The organism is Microvirga aerilata, from assembly GCF_016743775.1.
GTDB lineage: Bacteria > Pseudomonadota > Alphaproteobacteria > Rhizobiales > Beijerinckiaceae > Microvirga > Microvirga aerilata.
The window spans coordinates 1-16,572 of the sequence record NZ_JAEQMY010000083.1 but is presented as its reverse complement, the minus strand read 5'-3'; the positions used below and the strand labels follow the sequence as shown (position 1 = coordinate 16,572).

Below are 16,572 nucleotides of genomic sequence, written 5' to 3'. Positions count from 1 at the left end.
ACCTGCATGTCATTGCACTGGTCTGCATCATGCTACGGCAGGCTGTAAACTACATCGCAGTCCATAACAGCCTCTAGCTTTTGTCGGCACAAATTACGTCAATAGTCCCGAAGTAGATATTGCATATGGCCAATCCAGTACTTAACTGTGCGATTGGCAGTCGTACTACGAAAAGGGGAACGAACGGCTCCGTTGTGCTCAACCCGCGCTCCATCGCCGGTAGCTAAATGAGCCAGCCGTTTGGAGTGCAAGCGCAACGCCAACCGCGATCCATCCACCGAAGAAGCGGAAGCTGTCAATGCTAAAACCGAGCAACAGCCATCCAGATAATGTCATAGCGATTCCTAGATGCACGGAGGTGCTGCTGTCTTGAACCCGAAATGTGCGATGGAGAGATCGTATTAGATAAACTACAATAAAGCCAAGCCAAGCCAAGTAACCAACAATACCCGTCTCAGCAAGCATTCGTGCATGCAATGAGTAAGATGGAGGCCATTGGTCATTGTCTTTAACAGCCGCACGAACCTCATAACTTCTGAAGTCATCGGCGTCCAAATGCCTGGGATAGTGAAAGCCGAACTGCGCAAATCCCACTCCAAGAATTGGTCGCTCCAGCAGCATCGATATCCCAGCCGAGATCGATGCCGATCGGGTAATATTGGAGACATTCTCCTCGGCGGTTTCCGAGCGACTAAACCTCCCGTACTCAACCACATTGAATGCTGTTTCAGTCACGAGAGTATAAACCTTGACGTTCGATACCAGTAAAAGCGCTGCAATGCTGCTTCCTGCAACGATGTGTACCAACACGTCGACCCTATGGCGGAAATAGAACCATGAGATCAGCAGAATCTGAAAACCAAATACTAACATAGCCGTTCGGGACTGACTTAGAATCACAAGAAAGGCTACGATGGCGATGTAAAACAATATAACCTTTTTTCTGCAACCATCGTTGATAGTGGCAAAAGGAAAGAAGAAAGTGAGCATAACGCCAGTCCATGACACTTCGAATGCTGTAGATCTTAGACGCTGGGGATAGTGCGGGGTCCCTGAGTGTACCACAATAGAGACCAAGTCATGGAGTTGAGTTAGTCCTGGGATCGAGTACCACGAGGCGACCTCTATTATGCCGAATGCTGCCATAACCAGAATGGCGGCACGTGCACCAAGGACGATCGATCCGACGAAGCCACGAAGAGTCAGGTTATAGAATACAAATGCAATCAGGACCCCAAATGCAAACGACATGCCCTGCGTGACCACTCTGCTAAAACCCGACCGCCCTTTAAAATGTGTGTCTATAATTTCATTATAGTTGACGGCGACCCCCAACAGGACAATGACGCTGAAGGCTGCAACGAAATACACGAGCGGTGTCGGGATTATTATGCGGTCCTTAGACCACATTAGATAAAGCGTGAGGAACGGCACCATGTAAATGAAGCCGTCGCGCGATAACTCCCCAACAGGGAGGATAGATGGAAGATCATTGAACGCTAATGGCACCAGTGACACGATCACAAAGACTCGCGCCATCTGATTGCGCGCCCCTTCCCCCACAATGCCCTCACGAAGCAGATCGGCCCAGCCTCCAGCGAGGGGAAGCGATCTCACCGCCATACGTAACCCTTCAAAGCAGTGATCATGCTGAAAGGCAGCCCCATGAGTAGCACTGTTCTGCCAACGCCAAGATAAGAGTGCAGATCACGCCAATAGAAATTATCGATCTGCACCCGCAATCGCGAGACCAAGGTTCTCCTCCGCTTGACTGACGTGATCCCCTTCCTGCTTACAACATATTCGGTGAGCACCTCGGGAATATTTGCAGCACGGTACTTGCGGCTTATACGAACGAAGAGGTCAAAATCCTCCGCGGCCTTATACCGATCTGAATATAGATCGATCTCTCGAAGGGCGTCTGCCCGTATCATGACGGCAGGATGAAGCAAGGCCGGCAGGTAGCGGTGCTTTCGGATGATTCCTTCGTGACTTGTCGGAAATCTGAGTGTGAAAAGGTAGCTCCCGTCGTCGCTCACACACTTTGCCCACGTCCCCACAATACCGACGTCTGGGTTTTGCTCCAGGAAATTCACCTGCCTATCTATCCGGTTCTCCATAGGTATGTCACCGGCGTCCAAGCGAGCTACGTATTGGTAACATGCCTTAAGGATGTACTCCAATCCTGCGTTCAGTCCGTGTTCGATGCCAAGATTCTTCTCCAGCCTGATCAGTATTACCGCATGGCAGCCGTATTGATCGGCACAGACGATAGGAGAATCGCTGCCGTCATCTACGACCACAATATCGTAGGGAAAAGAATCGCTGGCCATAATATGAAGTGTCTTGTTGAGGCCCGCCTGATCATTGAAGACCGGGATCAGTACGCAAACTTTCGAGGACTCACTCATGGGCAGCGTCCCTTTTTCGGCGAAATCTTACCACTGCGCAAGAAGCTCCTATAAAGAAGCCGGCAACCCCGCCAAGCCCAAGGAATAAGCTCCTGCCCAGGCCGCTGGGCTTCAAAGGAGGTCGTGCAACGGAAAGCAGCCAGGCGTCTGCTCCGGGAAGGTCCTGCCGACCCTCTGCCTCGCGCTGCCGGAGCAGAAAGCGCTCGTACACTGCCGCGATGGCCTGTGCCTCGCGTTCAGCCTCACGAGCATTGGCATAGGCTTGCGCATTGTCAGAGATGACCTGCTCCTGTTTGCTGCCTGTCAGGGCACCAGACCGAAGCTCCTGTATCCGGACTTGCTCGCGCAACATTTGCGCGTTTCGCTCAGCGGATTGGAGTTCATGCTTTAGGGAGTTGATCTTATTCGAAAGATTGGATCCGGTCTGGACGTATATTTGACGCTTTCGCTCAGAGGTATATGCAAGGTATTCGTTAACGAGGGTGTTCGTGATAGCCGCTGACAGCATCGGGTCTTCAGATGTATAGCGCACCTGTATTGTGTATGATCTTCCTCCATTAGCGACATCCAGCCATCCCGACACGTGATTGATCAGCCGCTCAACATCATGAGAACTGACTTCACTTTCTTCGGGAATTTGGGACTCGCCAGCAGATGGCATGAGCGCTTGGCATAAAACGGTAGGACACGCTGAGAATGCCGAGCTTCCTTTTCTTAATGCCGTATTAGCCAGCATTGCGCGAATATCGTCCGGCAACTTCTGGATGGCCCTCTCAATAATTGGGGGGGCTCCTATAGTTTCGACTATAGTTCTCATGGCAAGAAGGTCGGCCGCTGATTGCTGCCCTTCCGGCGCAACATCAAATATACGAGATGATGGCAAATCAGCTACAAGGACAGCCTCAGCAGTATAGCGAGGCGTGATGGTGTGAGACACAAGGTAAGAGCAACCTAGTCCGGCAATCACAACAGCCACAACCATCAACTTGTATTTGCGGATCGCTACGAGGAGCTCGGTCAGCGTAAATGAGGTGGCGTTCAGATCCGAAGGAGCTGGAATGTCGAAACGCACTTGATTTAGCATTTTCTAACGCCTCTGTGCCGCTGATGAACCAAGCGCCTCGAAGCCATTTGAGCTTCCGAGGCTGGCTGACATTTAGCATTCCATCCGCAAAGTAAACCGCAAGACACTGCCTTATCCGCTTCCCATCTAGATTGACGTTAGTATTCTCGAAAATAAGCAAGGTGCAGGCCGTGACAATTGCCACGGGTTGTTACCTCCAAATTTCTCATAAGCAGCCTCCTGATCAGTGTAATGAATCCATAGTGGCTACTATGGTGCCGACCAGTTGGGTGCTATTGGGAACGAGCTATAAGCAGATTGAAGACTTCATGCTTGATTGAAGGAAAAGAGCAAGCTGAAGGGATTTCTGGATCGAGCCCTGTATCAGAGGGCTTTTGTTCGTGGAGTTTCCAAATACCTCTTCTGAGGTTCAGGTTAATGTCCTCCGCTTTTGGAATAGCTCAGAGAGGTAGAAGGTAGTATGATCGACGTGTCGTTCGTGGTTTGCACAAGAGACAGAGGCAGTCGTATCACTGACACGCTGAAATCTATAGAGAGAGCGATCGAGTACTGTCCGGACACGGCCTGTGAAATTGTTATAGTCAACAATGCCTCGACCGATGATACTGATAAACATTTAATAATTTGGTCAAAAAAGACGCGAGTCAACCATCATATAGTATTTGAGGCTCGCCCTGGAGTCTGCCGAGCGCGAAATGCCGGGGCCCACAAATCAACAGGTCGGAACATCGTATTCACAGATGATGATTGCATCCTTGCGCGGGATTACTGCCGTAATCTTTTGGGCGCACACGAGCTTCCAAACGACTCGGCCTATCTACGAGGCGGCCGCGTGGAGTTGGGCGATGAAAACGACCTCCCAATTACTGTCAAAACATCGAAAGACGCTTCACGTCTGAAGCGTGGCGAATTCCCGGGGGGATTCATCCATGGCTGCAACATGGTCCTGACTCGGAGAGCGTACGAGAGCCTCGGGGGGTTCGATGAGCGCTTTGGCCCTGGGACCTCCGTGGGGGCGGCCGAAGACACAGAATATATCACTCGAGCTCGATTGATGGGCTTTCCTATTCTATATGACCCGAGCTTGTTAGTCTATCATCTGCACGGACGCCGGGCGATCGAGGATGCTAGGCGACTCTGTGTTAGTTACCTCGTCGGCGACGGAGCTGTCACGGCCAAATACCTCTTTCAGGATCATACTGTCAGGCGTTACTTTGCTGGCCGAGTATGCCGCGCAGTGCTCGAAGTGTGTATAAGCGCTATCATGATGCGGCGCGCAAGCTCAGCAACATCTAAAGTGGGATATTGGAGCGAGTTCGGCATTTCACAGTGTCTTGCACTACAAGCGACACTCAGGGGAATAGCGCTATTCGCTCGAGAAGGGCGGTCAAACCAGAGCCAAAGTGGAAATCGACCATGTGTTGCACATACCCAAACCGACGGTCTTGCGTCAGTCGATGTGATCGATTTTCATAAGACACATCCGTCCGGTCGGTAAGTAAATCACCGTTGATAGAGTCGAGAATAACTACAACCAAGTGATCTGGTTTCTGAGGTGGGCACAATGATATTAGCACACTGAATGACTAGTTTGTGTTCAAAGTGTGCGGTTCCGCTTGAGGGCAGAGCTACACCGTACTGGAGCCTTAAGTGATCGAGTTTGTTTCAAAGCGCCTGAGCCGCCACTGGTTCAGCAAAGAATTAAACAAAGCCTTGGGCCATGTGGGCCTTAAGCTCGTCCGAAGAGATGCTCGGATCATTGATCTAAGAAAAGTCACTAATAATCTGTCGGAGGGATTTTATCGAGCCGGGGGCAGTCCATTCGTGGTCGAAGTTCCCCTCGCTGGCTGTCGAAGTCTTCACACCGCTGCATTTCCCTGTACCAGGGAATCAAACAATCCATTTGTTTCAACGTTGCTTAGCTACCAAAATGAAGCCTGCAGCGGCTACGCTAGGTCACCCCTTCAAGAATTTCATATTGGATGGCAGCCTAGCAACGCGGTTGAGGCTCTTGGGTTAGACCCTGAAAGTGCAAGTCCGGACCTTGCCTCCTCGCCGCCCTTCGGCTGGGTTCTGCCGTGGATGTCGGAGACCCCTCAAGAGTTCGCAGCGTTCTGGATTAACATTGTCGCTGCAGACTACAAAGCTCATGGCTTCCGCTTGGATGCATCCCATGGTTGGAAGGTATGGGGGCCAGTTAGTGATGAAGCTGGCAACGCAGAATTTTCCCGTTTGATACGTGTGTACGATTCGATCAGGCATCGTGGTTATATGCGGAGCAGCAAGCGTGACGGTGATATAACAGGTACCGTGCTAACCAAGGATTCCGAAAGCCGAGTGTTGATTGGAGCAGGGCAGCATCGCGTTGCCGTTCTTGCCGCATTAGGATGTGACACAGCGCCAGTACGTATATACTCGCCTCACATTCGTCGTTCAGAAGTTGAGTATTGGCCGAACGTACGATCAAAATTATTCAGTGTTGAACAAGCGCTGGAAATTTTTGATCGGATATATGATGGGCGACAGCCGCCAATATCTTCAACTGAAATCAATATATCCAGCTCAAGAAAAGTAGAAACTGCGTTCGTTTCACCCTGATCAAGAGTGATCCTTTTTCGACTACTGGTGCGAGGTCGAAGCTGATTTGGCGGTCAGTCGGCACTCCGCCAGAGCCTCCCAATCCCGCCGATCCAATAGCGGGGTAGCCACTTGCGGCTGGTGGTATGCTCTCTGATTAAGGCAGGCCGCCACTTCTCGGATAGGCTAGCCTTCTTCCAAGATGCGGCGGGTCATTTCCGCTCGACCCAGTCGGGTCATGCGGGCATTCTGGTGGGGCCTGTTCATTCCTCACGTCCATCAGTAATCGTGTAGCGACGACCACCTTCAGGCACTCAAACGAGACGAACAATCTCCTCAGATCTCACAGTTAGTCAGTTTGAAGCCGCCTTACTATCATGGTGATCAAAGCTGGACAGGGCTACTTCATGTGAACAACTCTGGGGAGCCCAGATTGATCTGGTTGTACCAGATTTCCCGCGCATTGGCGTTGGCCGCGACCATATAGAAAGCGCCATCCATGCTCTCATCGACCGCATGAACTGGGGGCTGCGGGTCGATGAGAGAACTCCCATTATTGGTACGCATCACCCGCGTTCCGAGAGTACTTGGATCGAACGCCAGGGGGCCATCCAGAGACACGGACTTCATGTAAATGTCTCCATAAGGCAGGTTGGTTGATTGTTGATACAAAACATGCAGGCTGTCGGTCGCGTGATCCACAACCAGGGTCGGGCGACTCGGCCCGGAGACCGAGCCATTATCGCCGTTGACGGCCTTGACCGTCTCCCACGATCCCAGCGCACCGGGCAGACCCTTCGTCACCCAAACAGCATTCTTGTCATCTTTCATGGTGATGTAGATGTTGGAGCCGTCCCAAGCTGCGCTCAGGTGGTTGTCGATCGCAACCGTGCTGTTGAAGGTCTCGATCTGCCAGCCGGTGGCGTAATCCGCCGGGTTGGCGGAGGCGGTGTGCCAAGCAAACTTCCAAACGTCACCGGTTACGCCTGCAGTGCTGGGAGAATCGGCGCTGTAGGCAAGCCCGATGTACTTCTGCGTTCCTTGTGAGAACGTGAGGATATCCACTTTGCTGTTGTCCCCCCTGCGCTGGGAACAGGGTCGATCGTGGTCTCCGCCCAGGTGCTGAGATCCTTGCTCGCCCATGCAAGATGAATTCCCTGGTTAGCCCCACTGGTCGCTTGGCCGACGTCTGCCACCAGCGGGGTGCCGAATTGATCCATTCCGATCACCAGCTCCTTGTTGCCGCCCCAGTGGGTAGATGCCAGCTTGCCGCCAGCCCCTGCGATCTGAGCCTCCGCCTCCTGAACGAATGTACGAGTGGCAGGATCATAATCCAGCTTGAACATGCGTGGCTTCGTGGATGTCTCCCAGTACTGCAGAACGTAGAGCTCTTCCGTGGCACTGTCCCAGGCAATGTCGGAGGCGCGATTGTTGTCGAGGAAATTATCTGTGCTGGCCTTGGTCCAGCCGCCCTGTTGGCCTGCGGCCGGGATGTTGCCGTTAAAGCGTTCAACATACCACTTGGCCCCGTCGGGCAGCACGGCGTACCAGTCCCCATCAACAAAGAAGCTCTTAGTTGCGTTATCGTGTTCCAGAACCCGCTGGCGGCCCCCTGGGAAAGTCGTGGCGATATAGGACTCGTCAAAGGGCCTATCTGTCGTCGGAGCATTGATGGTCAGATTTACGGTTGCCGTATCTGAGCCGCCACGTCCGTCGCTGATGCTGTAGGTGAAGCTGTCATCACCCAGGTAGTTGGCTGTTGGCGTGTAGGTAATGGTGCCGTTCGAGTTGAGTGTGGTCGTGCCGTGCGTCGCGTTGGCTGTAATGGCGCTGACCGTGAGTGTATCGCCATTCGAGTCGGTGTCATTGGCCAGCACCGTGATGGTCACAGGGGTGCCCTGATTGGTGGTCGCGCTGTCATCGGCCGCCACTGGGGCTGTATTGGTGGGTGGAGGTGTGGTGCTGGTGGTATACTCGACGGTAAGCTTGGGTTTGGTGGCGCCCTCTGCGGAGAGGAAGTCCCAGCCATCGCCGCCGGAGGGCAGGAAGGCCCAGCCATTGTTGGCAGCCCCGCCCGCCCAGGCCTGCACACTGGCGGTGACATCGAGGGTGGTGACGCCGATGGCTGTCCGGCCGGTGACCCGGTCGGCAGCCGCCACGGCCTCTGTGCCGTTGGCCTGAATGCCATTGCTGAGAGAGCCCCAGGTGGCAGCCTCACTCCAGCCGGTGAGCATCCGGTGCAGGGCTGCTCCGTCACCAGCATTGGTGGTCTGCAGGCTCAGGGTCGCCTTCGTGATCGTGGCGCCCAGAGGGATCTGGTTGGTGGCTGAGCCGAACAGGGCGCTGAACTGCAGCAGCACCTGATCATCCTGGCCCGTGCCGGTGGGCGTGTCGCTGTCGGCGTACAGGGTACCTGCGCTGCCAAGGTTGGTGTTGGGGCTGGACTGGCGCAGTGTGGTGTCCTGCGTGCCCGCATAGCCATTCACACCTTGCTGGAACGTTATTGACGGCATAGGCGATCACCTCATGGCTTCGACTTTGTCTGACACCGGGTCACATACGAGTCGAATAGGGCACGTGTTTGACATGTAGCGCTTCATAGTTTCGCTCAGTCTTGAGACCAAACTGCTATTTCAATGCATATCACGCCGTACTTCTGGGCAAGAACCCATTGGCGCTACTTAATTATAGGTATGTCTGTATAGGTTTGCCCATGCCGCATCTCCTGACGCGGGGCCGCTAAATTAGAGGAGGAGCCGCTCAATGGCTCTATAACGGCCATGGAGCGGCTGATTTCTGGGCAGAGATTTAGATGACGAAGAAGTCCTTGAAGGTCAAAGCAAGTCCCTTCTTGAACTGGGCAACTTCCACGGCAACCTTCGATCCAGAGCCATCGGCGTCAAAGCGGAGAACACCCGTCTTTTTGTTGTAGACCAAATAGTCATCCTTCTCGCGGGCTCTGGAGTCCACGGTGAAGAACTCCTTGTTCAGTTTGCCCGGCTTCGACGATGATCCAGAACCGATTTTCTTGAAGATGGCGTTGTCGAGCCAGACGCTGTCATCTCTCACGCTGAAATCTGCGATCTTGTCGAAGTTCACCTTTCGGTCGGTGCGAGACGTCCCCAGCTTGCTGCTGAACACAAAGATATCGCGGCCCACGCCGCCATAGAGCAAGTCATTCCCCGCGCCACCATTGATCGTGTCGCTGAGAGATCCACCGTGAAGCCAGTCCTCACCACCTTCCCCATAGAGCTTGTCACTGCCGGCGCCTCCATGGATCGTATCGTCACCGCCCGCGCCACCGAGGACGTCGCGGCCTCCCAAGCCTTCGATGGTATCATTGCCGGCGCCTAGATGTCGGTTGAGACCCTGACCCAGCCTGATGGTGTCATTGCCCTGCGTACCAATGAGATGAATTCCGGACGCGATCGGAGCCTGCGGAGTTTCAACGTCGGCGCTAAAGGCTTTGACGAGGAACTCATCGTTTCCGCCGCCTCTCTCGCCAATATAGAGGTATTTTGCGCCAGTCGAGACGGCGTAGTTCAAGTGAAACGTGATTTGCCCACTTTCGCCAAGGGAAATCGAACCGGTATCGTTAAGGCTCGAGCCGTCGAGAGTATCCAGTGTAGCCTTGGATGCACTGTAGGTGTTTCCGTCAGTGCCAGAGAGATAAGGTTTTCTCCAATCCGAGTCCTCGGCGGAACCAACAGGGCGGAGGAAGCCCGGTTGCAGAACAACGCCGGCAGAGGTGAAGTTGAAAGCATTCTCGCTGGCAAGGGATGCAACGGCCGAGGCATTGAGTGTCCCTGATGAGGATAGTTTCAGGAAATCGAGATCAAAGCCTGAAACAGTGCCGGATCCGCCCGAGATGATGTTATCGTCGGCGATGGTGATGGCCTTTATGCTGTCCAGCCCACTTTGACCCAAATCAACCCGATAGATGGTCGTGTCCCCGATCTTCCCGATCATAGTCTTAGTCAGGTCTGCCATGTTGGCTCCTAGTCGCGAAATACACACATGAGCAGTATAGAGATCTGAGGCAGAAAATATTCGGATAAAAAGGATTGCCTGTATTCAGGGGCATCTCATCAGGTGGGTTAATACCTATAATCTGTGACCGCAGAATAACTTCGAACAAAGGTTCTTGAGCAATTGAGTATGAGGCTAAAACGGACTGGTTGCCGAGCTAGATTATGCCAAGCCTATAAGGCCAACCTACGAAACAAGACCCAGGCAGCTCTATAAAATGCCGTATTGACTCTTATGCTGTTTGAGCAGCGCCAGTCGACAGCTCCGAGCAGGATTGGCCGCTCAAGGGGAGCATCTTCGCGTCTTAATATCACGTCCACCGAAAGGAAACGCATACCACCTGGGTCGTCGTAGCGGCTAGAACCGGAGGCGCATACAATCAGGCTGCGGGCCTTTGCTCCGCGGCTGTCGAATGAGCCTCAAGTCCAATGATAGCCAATCGTAAAAGACTTAGCATGATGCACATGAATATGAAAAACACGGGTACTTTGTAGATGAGGGAGTCGTCTGGCGTTGACGCAAGCACCTGGATCGCGAATCCGACAATCGCAATGGTGATCGCAAAGTGCCACCAGTTGATTGGAACAGGCAGAAACCGCTGAGACACGCACCAACCGAGAGCCACACTAAGAAAGGCTGTAAGCGCCGTTCCCCAGGCCGCCCCAGACAATCCAGCCCAACTCACAAGTAGCCATGTCGATCCCAAACCAAGAGCGCCCGCAACCGCTGCAACAGCCGGCATGTAGTGGGTTTGCTTCATAATCAAAAGGCCTGCTCGGAAACTAGGCCGCACCGAAGCCAAGCCGAATCCCAGCGAGAGCGGCAAAACTAGTGCTGCGGCTGAGGGATATGCATCTGCTGAAATCAAGGAGATCAACTCCTCAGCGAACCCTCCCAGAGTAATAAGCATCGCTCCCAGCAACGCGACCAGAGCTGAGGCCATTGCGCTGAAGAGCTTCGGCGCATTCGGTTTAGTGCCTATCCGGAGCATCCAGGGAGTCAGTATGAATCCAATCGGCCCATAGGCTGCCTGCACCAGTGATCCGACTTTCTCAGCGATGCTGTAGGTAGCAATCATGCTCGTGCTTCCAAGGGCGGACACGCAAATGAAGCCTGCTTTTGCAGAGATGAGCTCAACAATGCCGAGCGGAACATACGGCGCCGCGTACTTAAGGAGATGTATGGACAGTTCCCATTGCGGACGAGCCCAATACCGCAAGGATAGCCAGGTCCCGCAGATCAGGAAACTTCCGACGCTGCCCACAACGTTTCCAGTCAAAACGCCGCTGATACCTTTTCCCTCCCATACTCCAAGGTAAAGACCCAGAAGAGTAGCGGGAACAACTCGGCAAAGTGTCACGACAGTAAAGCCTAACGGCTTACGTTGCGCACGGAACAGTGTCTGCAGGAGTGAGTTTCCAGCATCCGCAACGCTTATGAGTGCAATGATGGGAAGCCAATGTACAACATCCTTGGCAAGATCACTCCGCAAGATCATCCAGTTGTTGAGGCTAGCTGCAAGGAGCGAGATAACGCAGGTTGTGACGATCCCGCCCACTGCCACGAGAACAAGCGCCGTGGTAAAAACTTTCCTTTGGCCCAGTTCCTCCTCTTCATCCGCATAGTACCTCAACATGGCATTAGATACCCCAGCATTCGCTAACATGCCAAAAAATCCAATGCACGTCTCCATGAGCGCAAGAAGCGCGAATTCGACGGACGGCAAACTCCTCGCGTAGATAGGGAAGGTGGCCAGAGTGGCCACTTTCGGTGCATAGAATCCGACACCAAAGGTAGCTAAATGCTTGATCTTAGAGAGAAAGCGCACGCAAGATCCTTCTCGTGATTATCAACATCTATGGCACTTGGGATATCGGGCACACAACTAGAAAGAGGCATCAATCCATGCTGCCAACTCCGCGCATGTGCGAAGAGGATTGCTTCTACTCAAGAATGAGAGAAGCGAGAAAGCCTGAGTTATCACCTCCCACTGCGGGAGAAGGCAGCCGAGCGCATTGGCCTTCTGCCGCAGGACTGTGGAGCCGCTGCTGCATGTTTGAAGCCCTTGTAAGATCAGCCGCGAAACGCCCAACAGCAAAAGCGGTGGCGTCAGGTGCTTAATATCCAGCTTCGAATACCTGGCGGCACTCTCTTCCGAAGCCATTGAGGAGCCAGCTTCCGCGACTTTCTCGCGACTTCCGCAGCATGCCTAAAGATCGGGCTTGATCCCGGCTTCCTGTAGATGGTGATGTGGTCTGGCCAGAGCACACGTGTAGCCTTTCTGTTTACGTGCACCCCGGCATCAAGGGGTGTGTAAAAGCTGTATCCGCTTGCCTTGAGAAAGCTTTGGACCACAGTCGCTGCGACATTTGCGTCAGGGAGAGTCCGCAGTAGTTCAGGGCCTAGACCGATCTCTCTCCCAAGCTCGTCAAGCCTTAAGATGTATTTTTCCGCAAGGAAAGGTTTCTGCAACACCCCGTGATAAAGCATTGAGAAGAAGTAATGGTCAACGCGAGGAATCCTCACGATGCCATGCAGAAGCTCGCTTTCCTTCAGCATATCGCGTTGCCAATTAGTATCGTAATAGCCGTCACCAACGAACCTTACGTCAACAGGAATGCTTCTGCCTGCAACCTGTATCGTGCATTTTACGCGACTGCGATTTTTATCAACATTGGCGCCGTTAGCGGCTGCCAGGAATGAGCTTGGTTCTGCGCATAACACGTCCAAGTCGGACTCCGAGTAATCGCCCAGAGCCGACTCGAAATTTCGAAGAACTAAGTAATCAGTGGTTTTGTTGAGGTGTCTGAATAAGGACTCGAAGCTATCCCACCCGTCCGACCCGATCATATCTTCCTTTCTGGTTGCAAATTTTTGATCGCTCGTCGGAGCGGACATAATATTTTCGACTTCCTGCTCTGAAAGGAGTAAAAACACCTGCTCTATGAACTCTATCGGGTTGGCTGTCGAATGAACGAGGAAGCCGCCAAGCCAACTCCGGGCTGTTCTTTTTACCTCGACCACCCTCTTGTTGCAGAGCTCGAGATTACCGGACACCGTCGTACTGTAAAGATAGCAAGGGTCAAGATCCTCGCAGACAATACATAGAAAAGGTCCAGATCCAGCGCTCTCTTGCTTGTAGTTCCGGCCATTGCCGATAGTCTTGTAGAGCCGTCCAAAGTTCTCTTCAATCTTGCCGTGCGACCATTCAAATTCATAAATCTTGATGACGCTAAAGTTTTCAGAGATGAGGCTCAGTATGCTCTGCTGGATGTGGCGGGCGTTCTCCCATATGCAGAATATTTGAAGGTCTCTCTCCAGATTATGGCGGAAGCAGCCGCGGTCATGGTCATACCGGTACTGGATGTCCCTCACACACAAGGGGTTGCTAGTAGCACTTGAACTGGCGGCTTCGAATTTGCTCATCGTTATGAAACTCAATAGGACAGTACGCTTTATCTGCGCTCGTGCTGTCGAGAGGATGATTTGAGGATACCGGTTCCGCTGGGCAGAGGCCGGTTTGTAGTCGATCGTCTTGCGTCTCTCCCTTACACCACTGGATTGCCTCTAAGTGAGGCTGTCTTGATGGGTCCATTCTAACAAAGACTCATCTAGATTATCGATGTTTTTACTGTGCCGCCTCCGCTCTTGTGGGTTAATCCTTTGTAAGAGTTGTTTCGATCCCTACAAGTAAATAGAGGTCTTCAAAGAATAAGGACCGATAGTACGCTGCTTTGTTGAGTATGAAAGTAATGGTGGATCTGCATGCGGGTGGCGCCATGGTAGGGACTTAGAAATCCTAACCGCAGATGCCCGCTGAGAGTTTAATCCTCGCAAGGCCGCCGCAGCCTGAGGAAGTAGCCTCGATTGGGTCACGCAAAGGGCAACGGGCTGGATGCCCGCCAGGACTCACCTATAAGAGGAAAGCCGGGCTGATGCGGCAGAGTTAAGCCTTCATCATCTATGCTTTGAGGTGGACGGTATGATCTCTGCCTGCTGCGATTGTCTTGGTTCTTGTGGCGTCCTGTATGGTCGACGCATCTAGGGAGACGAGAGAGTGAGTGACCGAACCTTACGGGTGGCCCACGTCACCGAGGCCCCGCTAGGCGGAGTTCTTACATACCTTCAAGAGCTTATCCCTCTACAGCTGGAAGATGCCCGCATCGCATCCATAGAGGTGCTAGCGCCGGAGGTGAATGTAAAAGCACTCAGCTCCATTGAAAGCGATAGGATCAAGCTGAGGTCTTTTGCTCACTCGCGAGGCTCTCTCCTAGGGCTGCTCCGGCTTGCCCTCGCGACAATTAGAGTCGTGCGTCAATCCCGGCCAGATATCTTGCATATCCATTCCACCGTTGCGGGCGCTCTTGTCAGATGTTGTCTGCTTGTTGTCCCAGGGCGGCCCAAGATAATCTATTGTCCGCACAGTTGGGCTTTCGCACGGGAGGGCAGTCGCCTGAAAAACGGGGCCATTGCGGCTATCGAGCGGCTCTTGGTACGTGTCACTGATCGAATTATCTGCGTATCGAACTGTGAAAAGACAGATGCCATTGCCTGGGGGATACCGTCGCCCAAATGCGTCGTGATCGAGAACGGCATCAAATCTCTCACGCCCCCCACAACGATTGACGGTTATGGAAGCTCTGCTTATCGGCGCCGCAAGAAAATTCTGTTTGTCGGGCGGTTTGATCGACAAAAGGGCTTCGATGTCTTTGCCGAAATTATGAAGGAACTGCAGGACTCTGAGGGTATAGCGATTGGCGATTTTATCGTAAATCGCGCCGAGACGATTGAAATCCCCTCCAACGTAACCACGTTGGGCTGGCGTTCTAGGGAGGAGGTAGAAGAGATCTACAGCACAGCAGATCTTCTATTGATGCCCTCCCGGTGGGAAGGACTTCCACTTACCGCACTTGAGGCGATGCGTGCAGGTGTGCCTATCTTTGCGAGCCGGGCAGGTGGGCTCAAGGATGTCGTAGTTGATGGGGTAACGGGACGACTGTTTGATCTCGGCTCAGTGAAGAGCATCGCTGATCTTATTCGAGCCACGGATGAAGAGACACTGCGTGAATTCGGAAAATCCGGTCGCGCGCACTTTCTTGAGCGTTACAGGGCCGATCTGATGAGCAAGAAGATTATGGATCTCTACCTGGAGATGTTACCTTAGGTAACGCCTTTCTACGGATCTTGCTAGATGTTTGGTTCCGGCATTTGCTGGAGCGGGTCGAACATGAATCTAAGGCTTGGTTTGTCCAAATCTTGCAGATGTACTCATAGAGGGTAAGCCCGCGCAGGGTCTTGAGCCGACGTGCGAAGTTGTAGGCGGTCAGGAATTCGCCCGGGTAGCCGCAACTGATAACGTACAGATAATTTCGCACATTTGCTGATGCCGGCGGCTCCTTTCACAATGGCTGAGAGGAGCAGGTGATGGACGAGAAGACAGGAACCAAGTCGCTGGGTGAGGTGATCCAGATCGGCGAGGCCAGGATCAGGGATCATCTGGGTGAGATGGTTCGCGGCACAGTCGAGGAGGCCTTGAACGCGATGCTCGAAGCAGAGGCTGACCGGCTCTGCGGCGCCGGCCGCTATGAGCGGACACAGGCGCGGACAGATACCCGGGCAGGCCACTACGAGCGCAGCCTGGAGACGCGAGCGGGTCAGGTCAGCCTGAAAGTCCCGAAGCTGCGCCGTCAGACCTTCGAGACGGCCATCATCGAGCGCTACCGACGTCGGGAGAGCTCGGTCGAGGAGGCGCTGACCGAGATGTATCTGGCCGGTGTCTCCGTGCGGCGGGTCGAGGACATCACCGAGGCGCTCTGGGGCACGCAGGTCAGTCCGAGCACGGTGTCGAACCTCAACAAGAAGATCTATGCCGAGATCGAGGCGTGGCGGAGTCGGCCGATCGCGGGCGAGCATCCCTATCTCTTCCTCGACGGGATCGTCATGAAGCGCAGCTGGGCTGGCGAGGTGCGCAATGTCTCGTTGCTGGTGGCGATCGGCGTGACGGCGGACGGCTATCGCGAGATCCTCGGCATCTGCGAGGGGGCGAAGGAGGACAAGTCAGGCTGGTCGGCCTTCCTGCGCCACCTGGTGGAGCGCGGGCTCAAGGATGTTGAACTGACCACGTCGGATGCCTGCAGGGGCTTGGTGGAGAGCATCGGCGAGTATCTGCCAGAAGCCCAGTGGCAAAGGTGTGTGGTTCACTTCTACCACACCGTCTTCAGCCATGTGCCGGCCACGAAGGTGCGTGACGTCAGCCACAGGCTCAAAGCCATCCATGCTCAGGAGAGCCGGACTGCCGCTGAGGCCAAGGCAAAAGCTGTTGTCGAGGAGCTGCGCGGCCTGCGCATGGCCCGTGCGGCCGAACTGGTGGAAGCGCATGTGGGTGAGACGCTGACTTATACCAAGTCCCACTGATCAGAACTGATGCGCCCATTCACGCAAGCCGATGGACATGATGGTCCAGGGCTGATC

At 53.7% G+C, this 16,572-nt stretch carries 12 protein-coding genes and 1 pseudogene; 4 read left to right on the top strand and 9 right to left on the bottom strand.

Going from position 1 to position 16,572, the window contains the following annotated elements; translation table 11 throughout:
* Positions 1–198: 198 nt before the first annotated feature.
* From JKG68_RS26390 to JKG68_RS26380, 3 genes are read right to left on the bottom strand one after another with little or no spacing between them, the layout of a single operon-like run.
* The gene (locus tag JKG68_RS26390) at positions 199–1,623 is read right to left on the bottom strand and encodes an O-antigen ligase family protein (protein WP_202064716.1); all 1,425 of its coding nucleotides are present in this window, start codon (positions 1,621–1,623) and stop codon (positions 199–201) included.
* Complete coding sequence (locus JKG68_RS26385) at positions 1,614–2,411, bottom strand: glycosyltransferase (protein WP_202064715.1); 798 nt, start codon at positions 2,409–2,411, stop codon at positions 1,614–1,616. The genes JKG68_RS26390 and JKG68_RS26385 overlap by 10 nt, the downstream gene beginning before the upstream one ends.
* The gene (locus tag JKG68_RS26380) at positions 2,404–3,495 is read right to left on the bottom strand and encodes a Wzz/FepE/Etk N-terminal domain-containing protein (RefSeq protein WP_202064714.1); all 1,092 of its coding nucleotides are present in this window, start codon (positions 3,493–3,495) and stop codon (positions 2,404–2,406) included. The genes JKG68_RS26385 and JKG68_RS26380 overlap by 8 nt, the downstream gene beginning before the upstream one ends.
* A 460-nt stretch (positions 3,496–3,955) precedes the next feature.
* On the opposite strand from JKG68_RS26380, the gene JKG68_RS34915 reads away from it, so the two are divergent.
* Together JKG68_RS34915 and JKG68_RS26370 are read left to right on the top strand one after the other, a co-directional pair.
* On the top strand, positions 3,956–4,993 hold the full coding sequence (locus JKG68_RS34915) for a glycosyltransferase family 2 protein (protein WP_202064713.1): 1,038 nt from the start codon (positions 3,956–3,958) through the stop codon (positions 4,991–4,993).
* A 152-nt stretch (positions 4,994–5,145) separates the two neighbouring features.
* Positions 5,146–6,093 (top strand): hypothetical protein, encoded by a 948-nt coding sequence (locus JKG68_RS26370; RefSeq protein ID WP_202064712.1) that lies wholly within the window; start codon positions 5,146–5,148, stop codon positions 6,091–6,093.
* Positions 6,094–6,477: 384 nt separating this feature from the next.
* Here JKG68_RS26370 and JKG68_RS26365 read toward each other — a convergent pair whose 3' ends face one another.
* The 5 genes from JKG68_RS26365 to JKG68_RS26345 form a co-directional block, all read right to left on the bottom strand.
* On the bottom strand, positions 6,478–7,137 hold the full coding sequence (locus JKG68_RS26365) for a hypothetical protein (RefSeq protein ID WP_202064711.1): 660 nt from the start codon (positions 7,135–7,137) through the stop codon (positions 6,478–6,480).
* Entirely contained in the window at positions 7,053–8,585 is a 1,533-nt protein-coding gene (locus JKG68_RS26360; RefSeq protein ID WP_202064710.1) for an Ig-like domain-containing protein, read from the bottom strand. The genes JKG68_RS26365 and JKG68_RS26360 overlap by 85 nt, the downstream gene beginning before the upstream one ends.
* A gap of 295 nt (positions 8,586–8,880) precedes the next feature.
* A complete protein-coding gene (locus tag JKG68_RS26355) occupies positions 8,881–10,062 on the bottom strand; it encodes a calcium-binding protein (protein ID WP_202064709.1) in 1,182 nt (393 codons plus the stop codon).
* 418 nt (positions 10,063–10,480) lie between these two features.
* On the bottom strand, positions 10,481–11,929 hold the full coding sequence (locus tag JKG68_RS26350; RefSeq protein ID WP_202064708.1) for a lipopolysaccharide biosynthesis protein: 1,449 nt from the start codon (positions 11,927–11,929) through the stop codon (positions 10,481–10,483).
* Between the two features lie 281 nt (positions 11,930–12,210).
* Positions 12,211–13,527: a hypothetical protein gene (locus JKG68_RS26345; protein WP_202064706.1), complete on the bottom strand. Its 1,317-nt coding sequence runs from the start codon at positions 13,525–13,527 to the stop codon at positions 12,211–12,213.
* Positions 13,528–14,158: 631 nt separating this feature from the next.
* Here JKG68_RS26345 and JKG68_RS26340 point away from each other — a divergent pair.
* Entirely contained in the window at positions 14,159–15,265 is a 1,107-nt protein-coding gene (locus tag JKG68_RS26340) for a glycosyltransferase family 4 protein (RefSeq protein WP_202064705.1), read from the top strand.
* 23 nt (positions 15,266–15,288) lie between these two features.
* On the opposite strand, the pseudogene JKG68_RS33825 reads toward JKG68_RS26340, so the two are convergent.
* Positions 15,289–15,431 (bottom strand): annotated as a pseudogene (locus tag JKG68_RS33825) (IS481 family transposase); the annotation flags it as partial.
* Positions 15,432–15,525: 94 nt separating this feature from the next.
* Here JKG68_RS33825 and JKG68_RS26335 point away from each other — a divergent pair.
* Entirely contained in the window at positions 15,526–16,515 is a 990-nt protein-coding gene (locus JKG68_RS26335) for an IS256 family transposase (RefSeq protein ID WP_246515885.1), read from the top strand.
* Positions 16,516–16,572 lie beyond the last annotated feature (57 nt).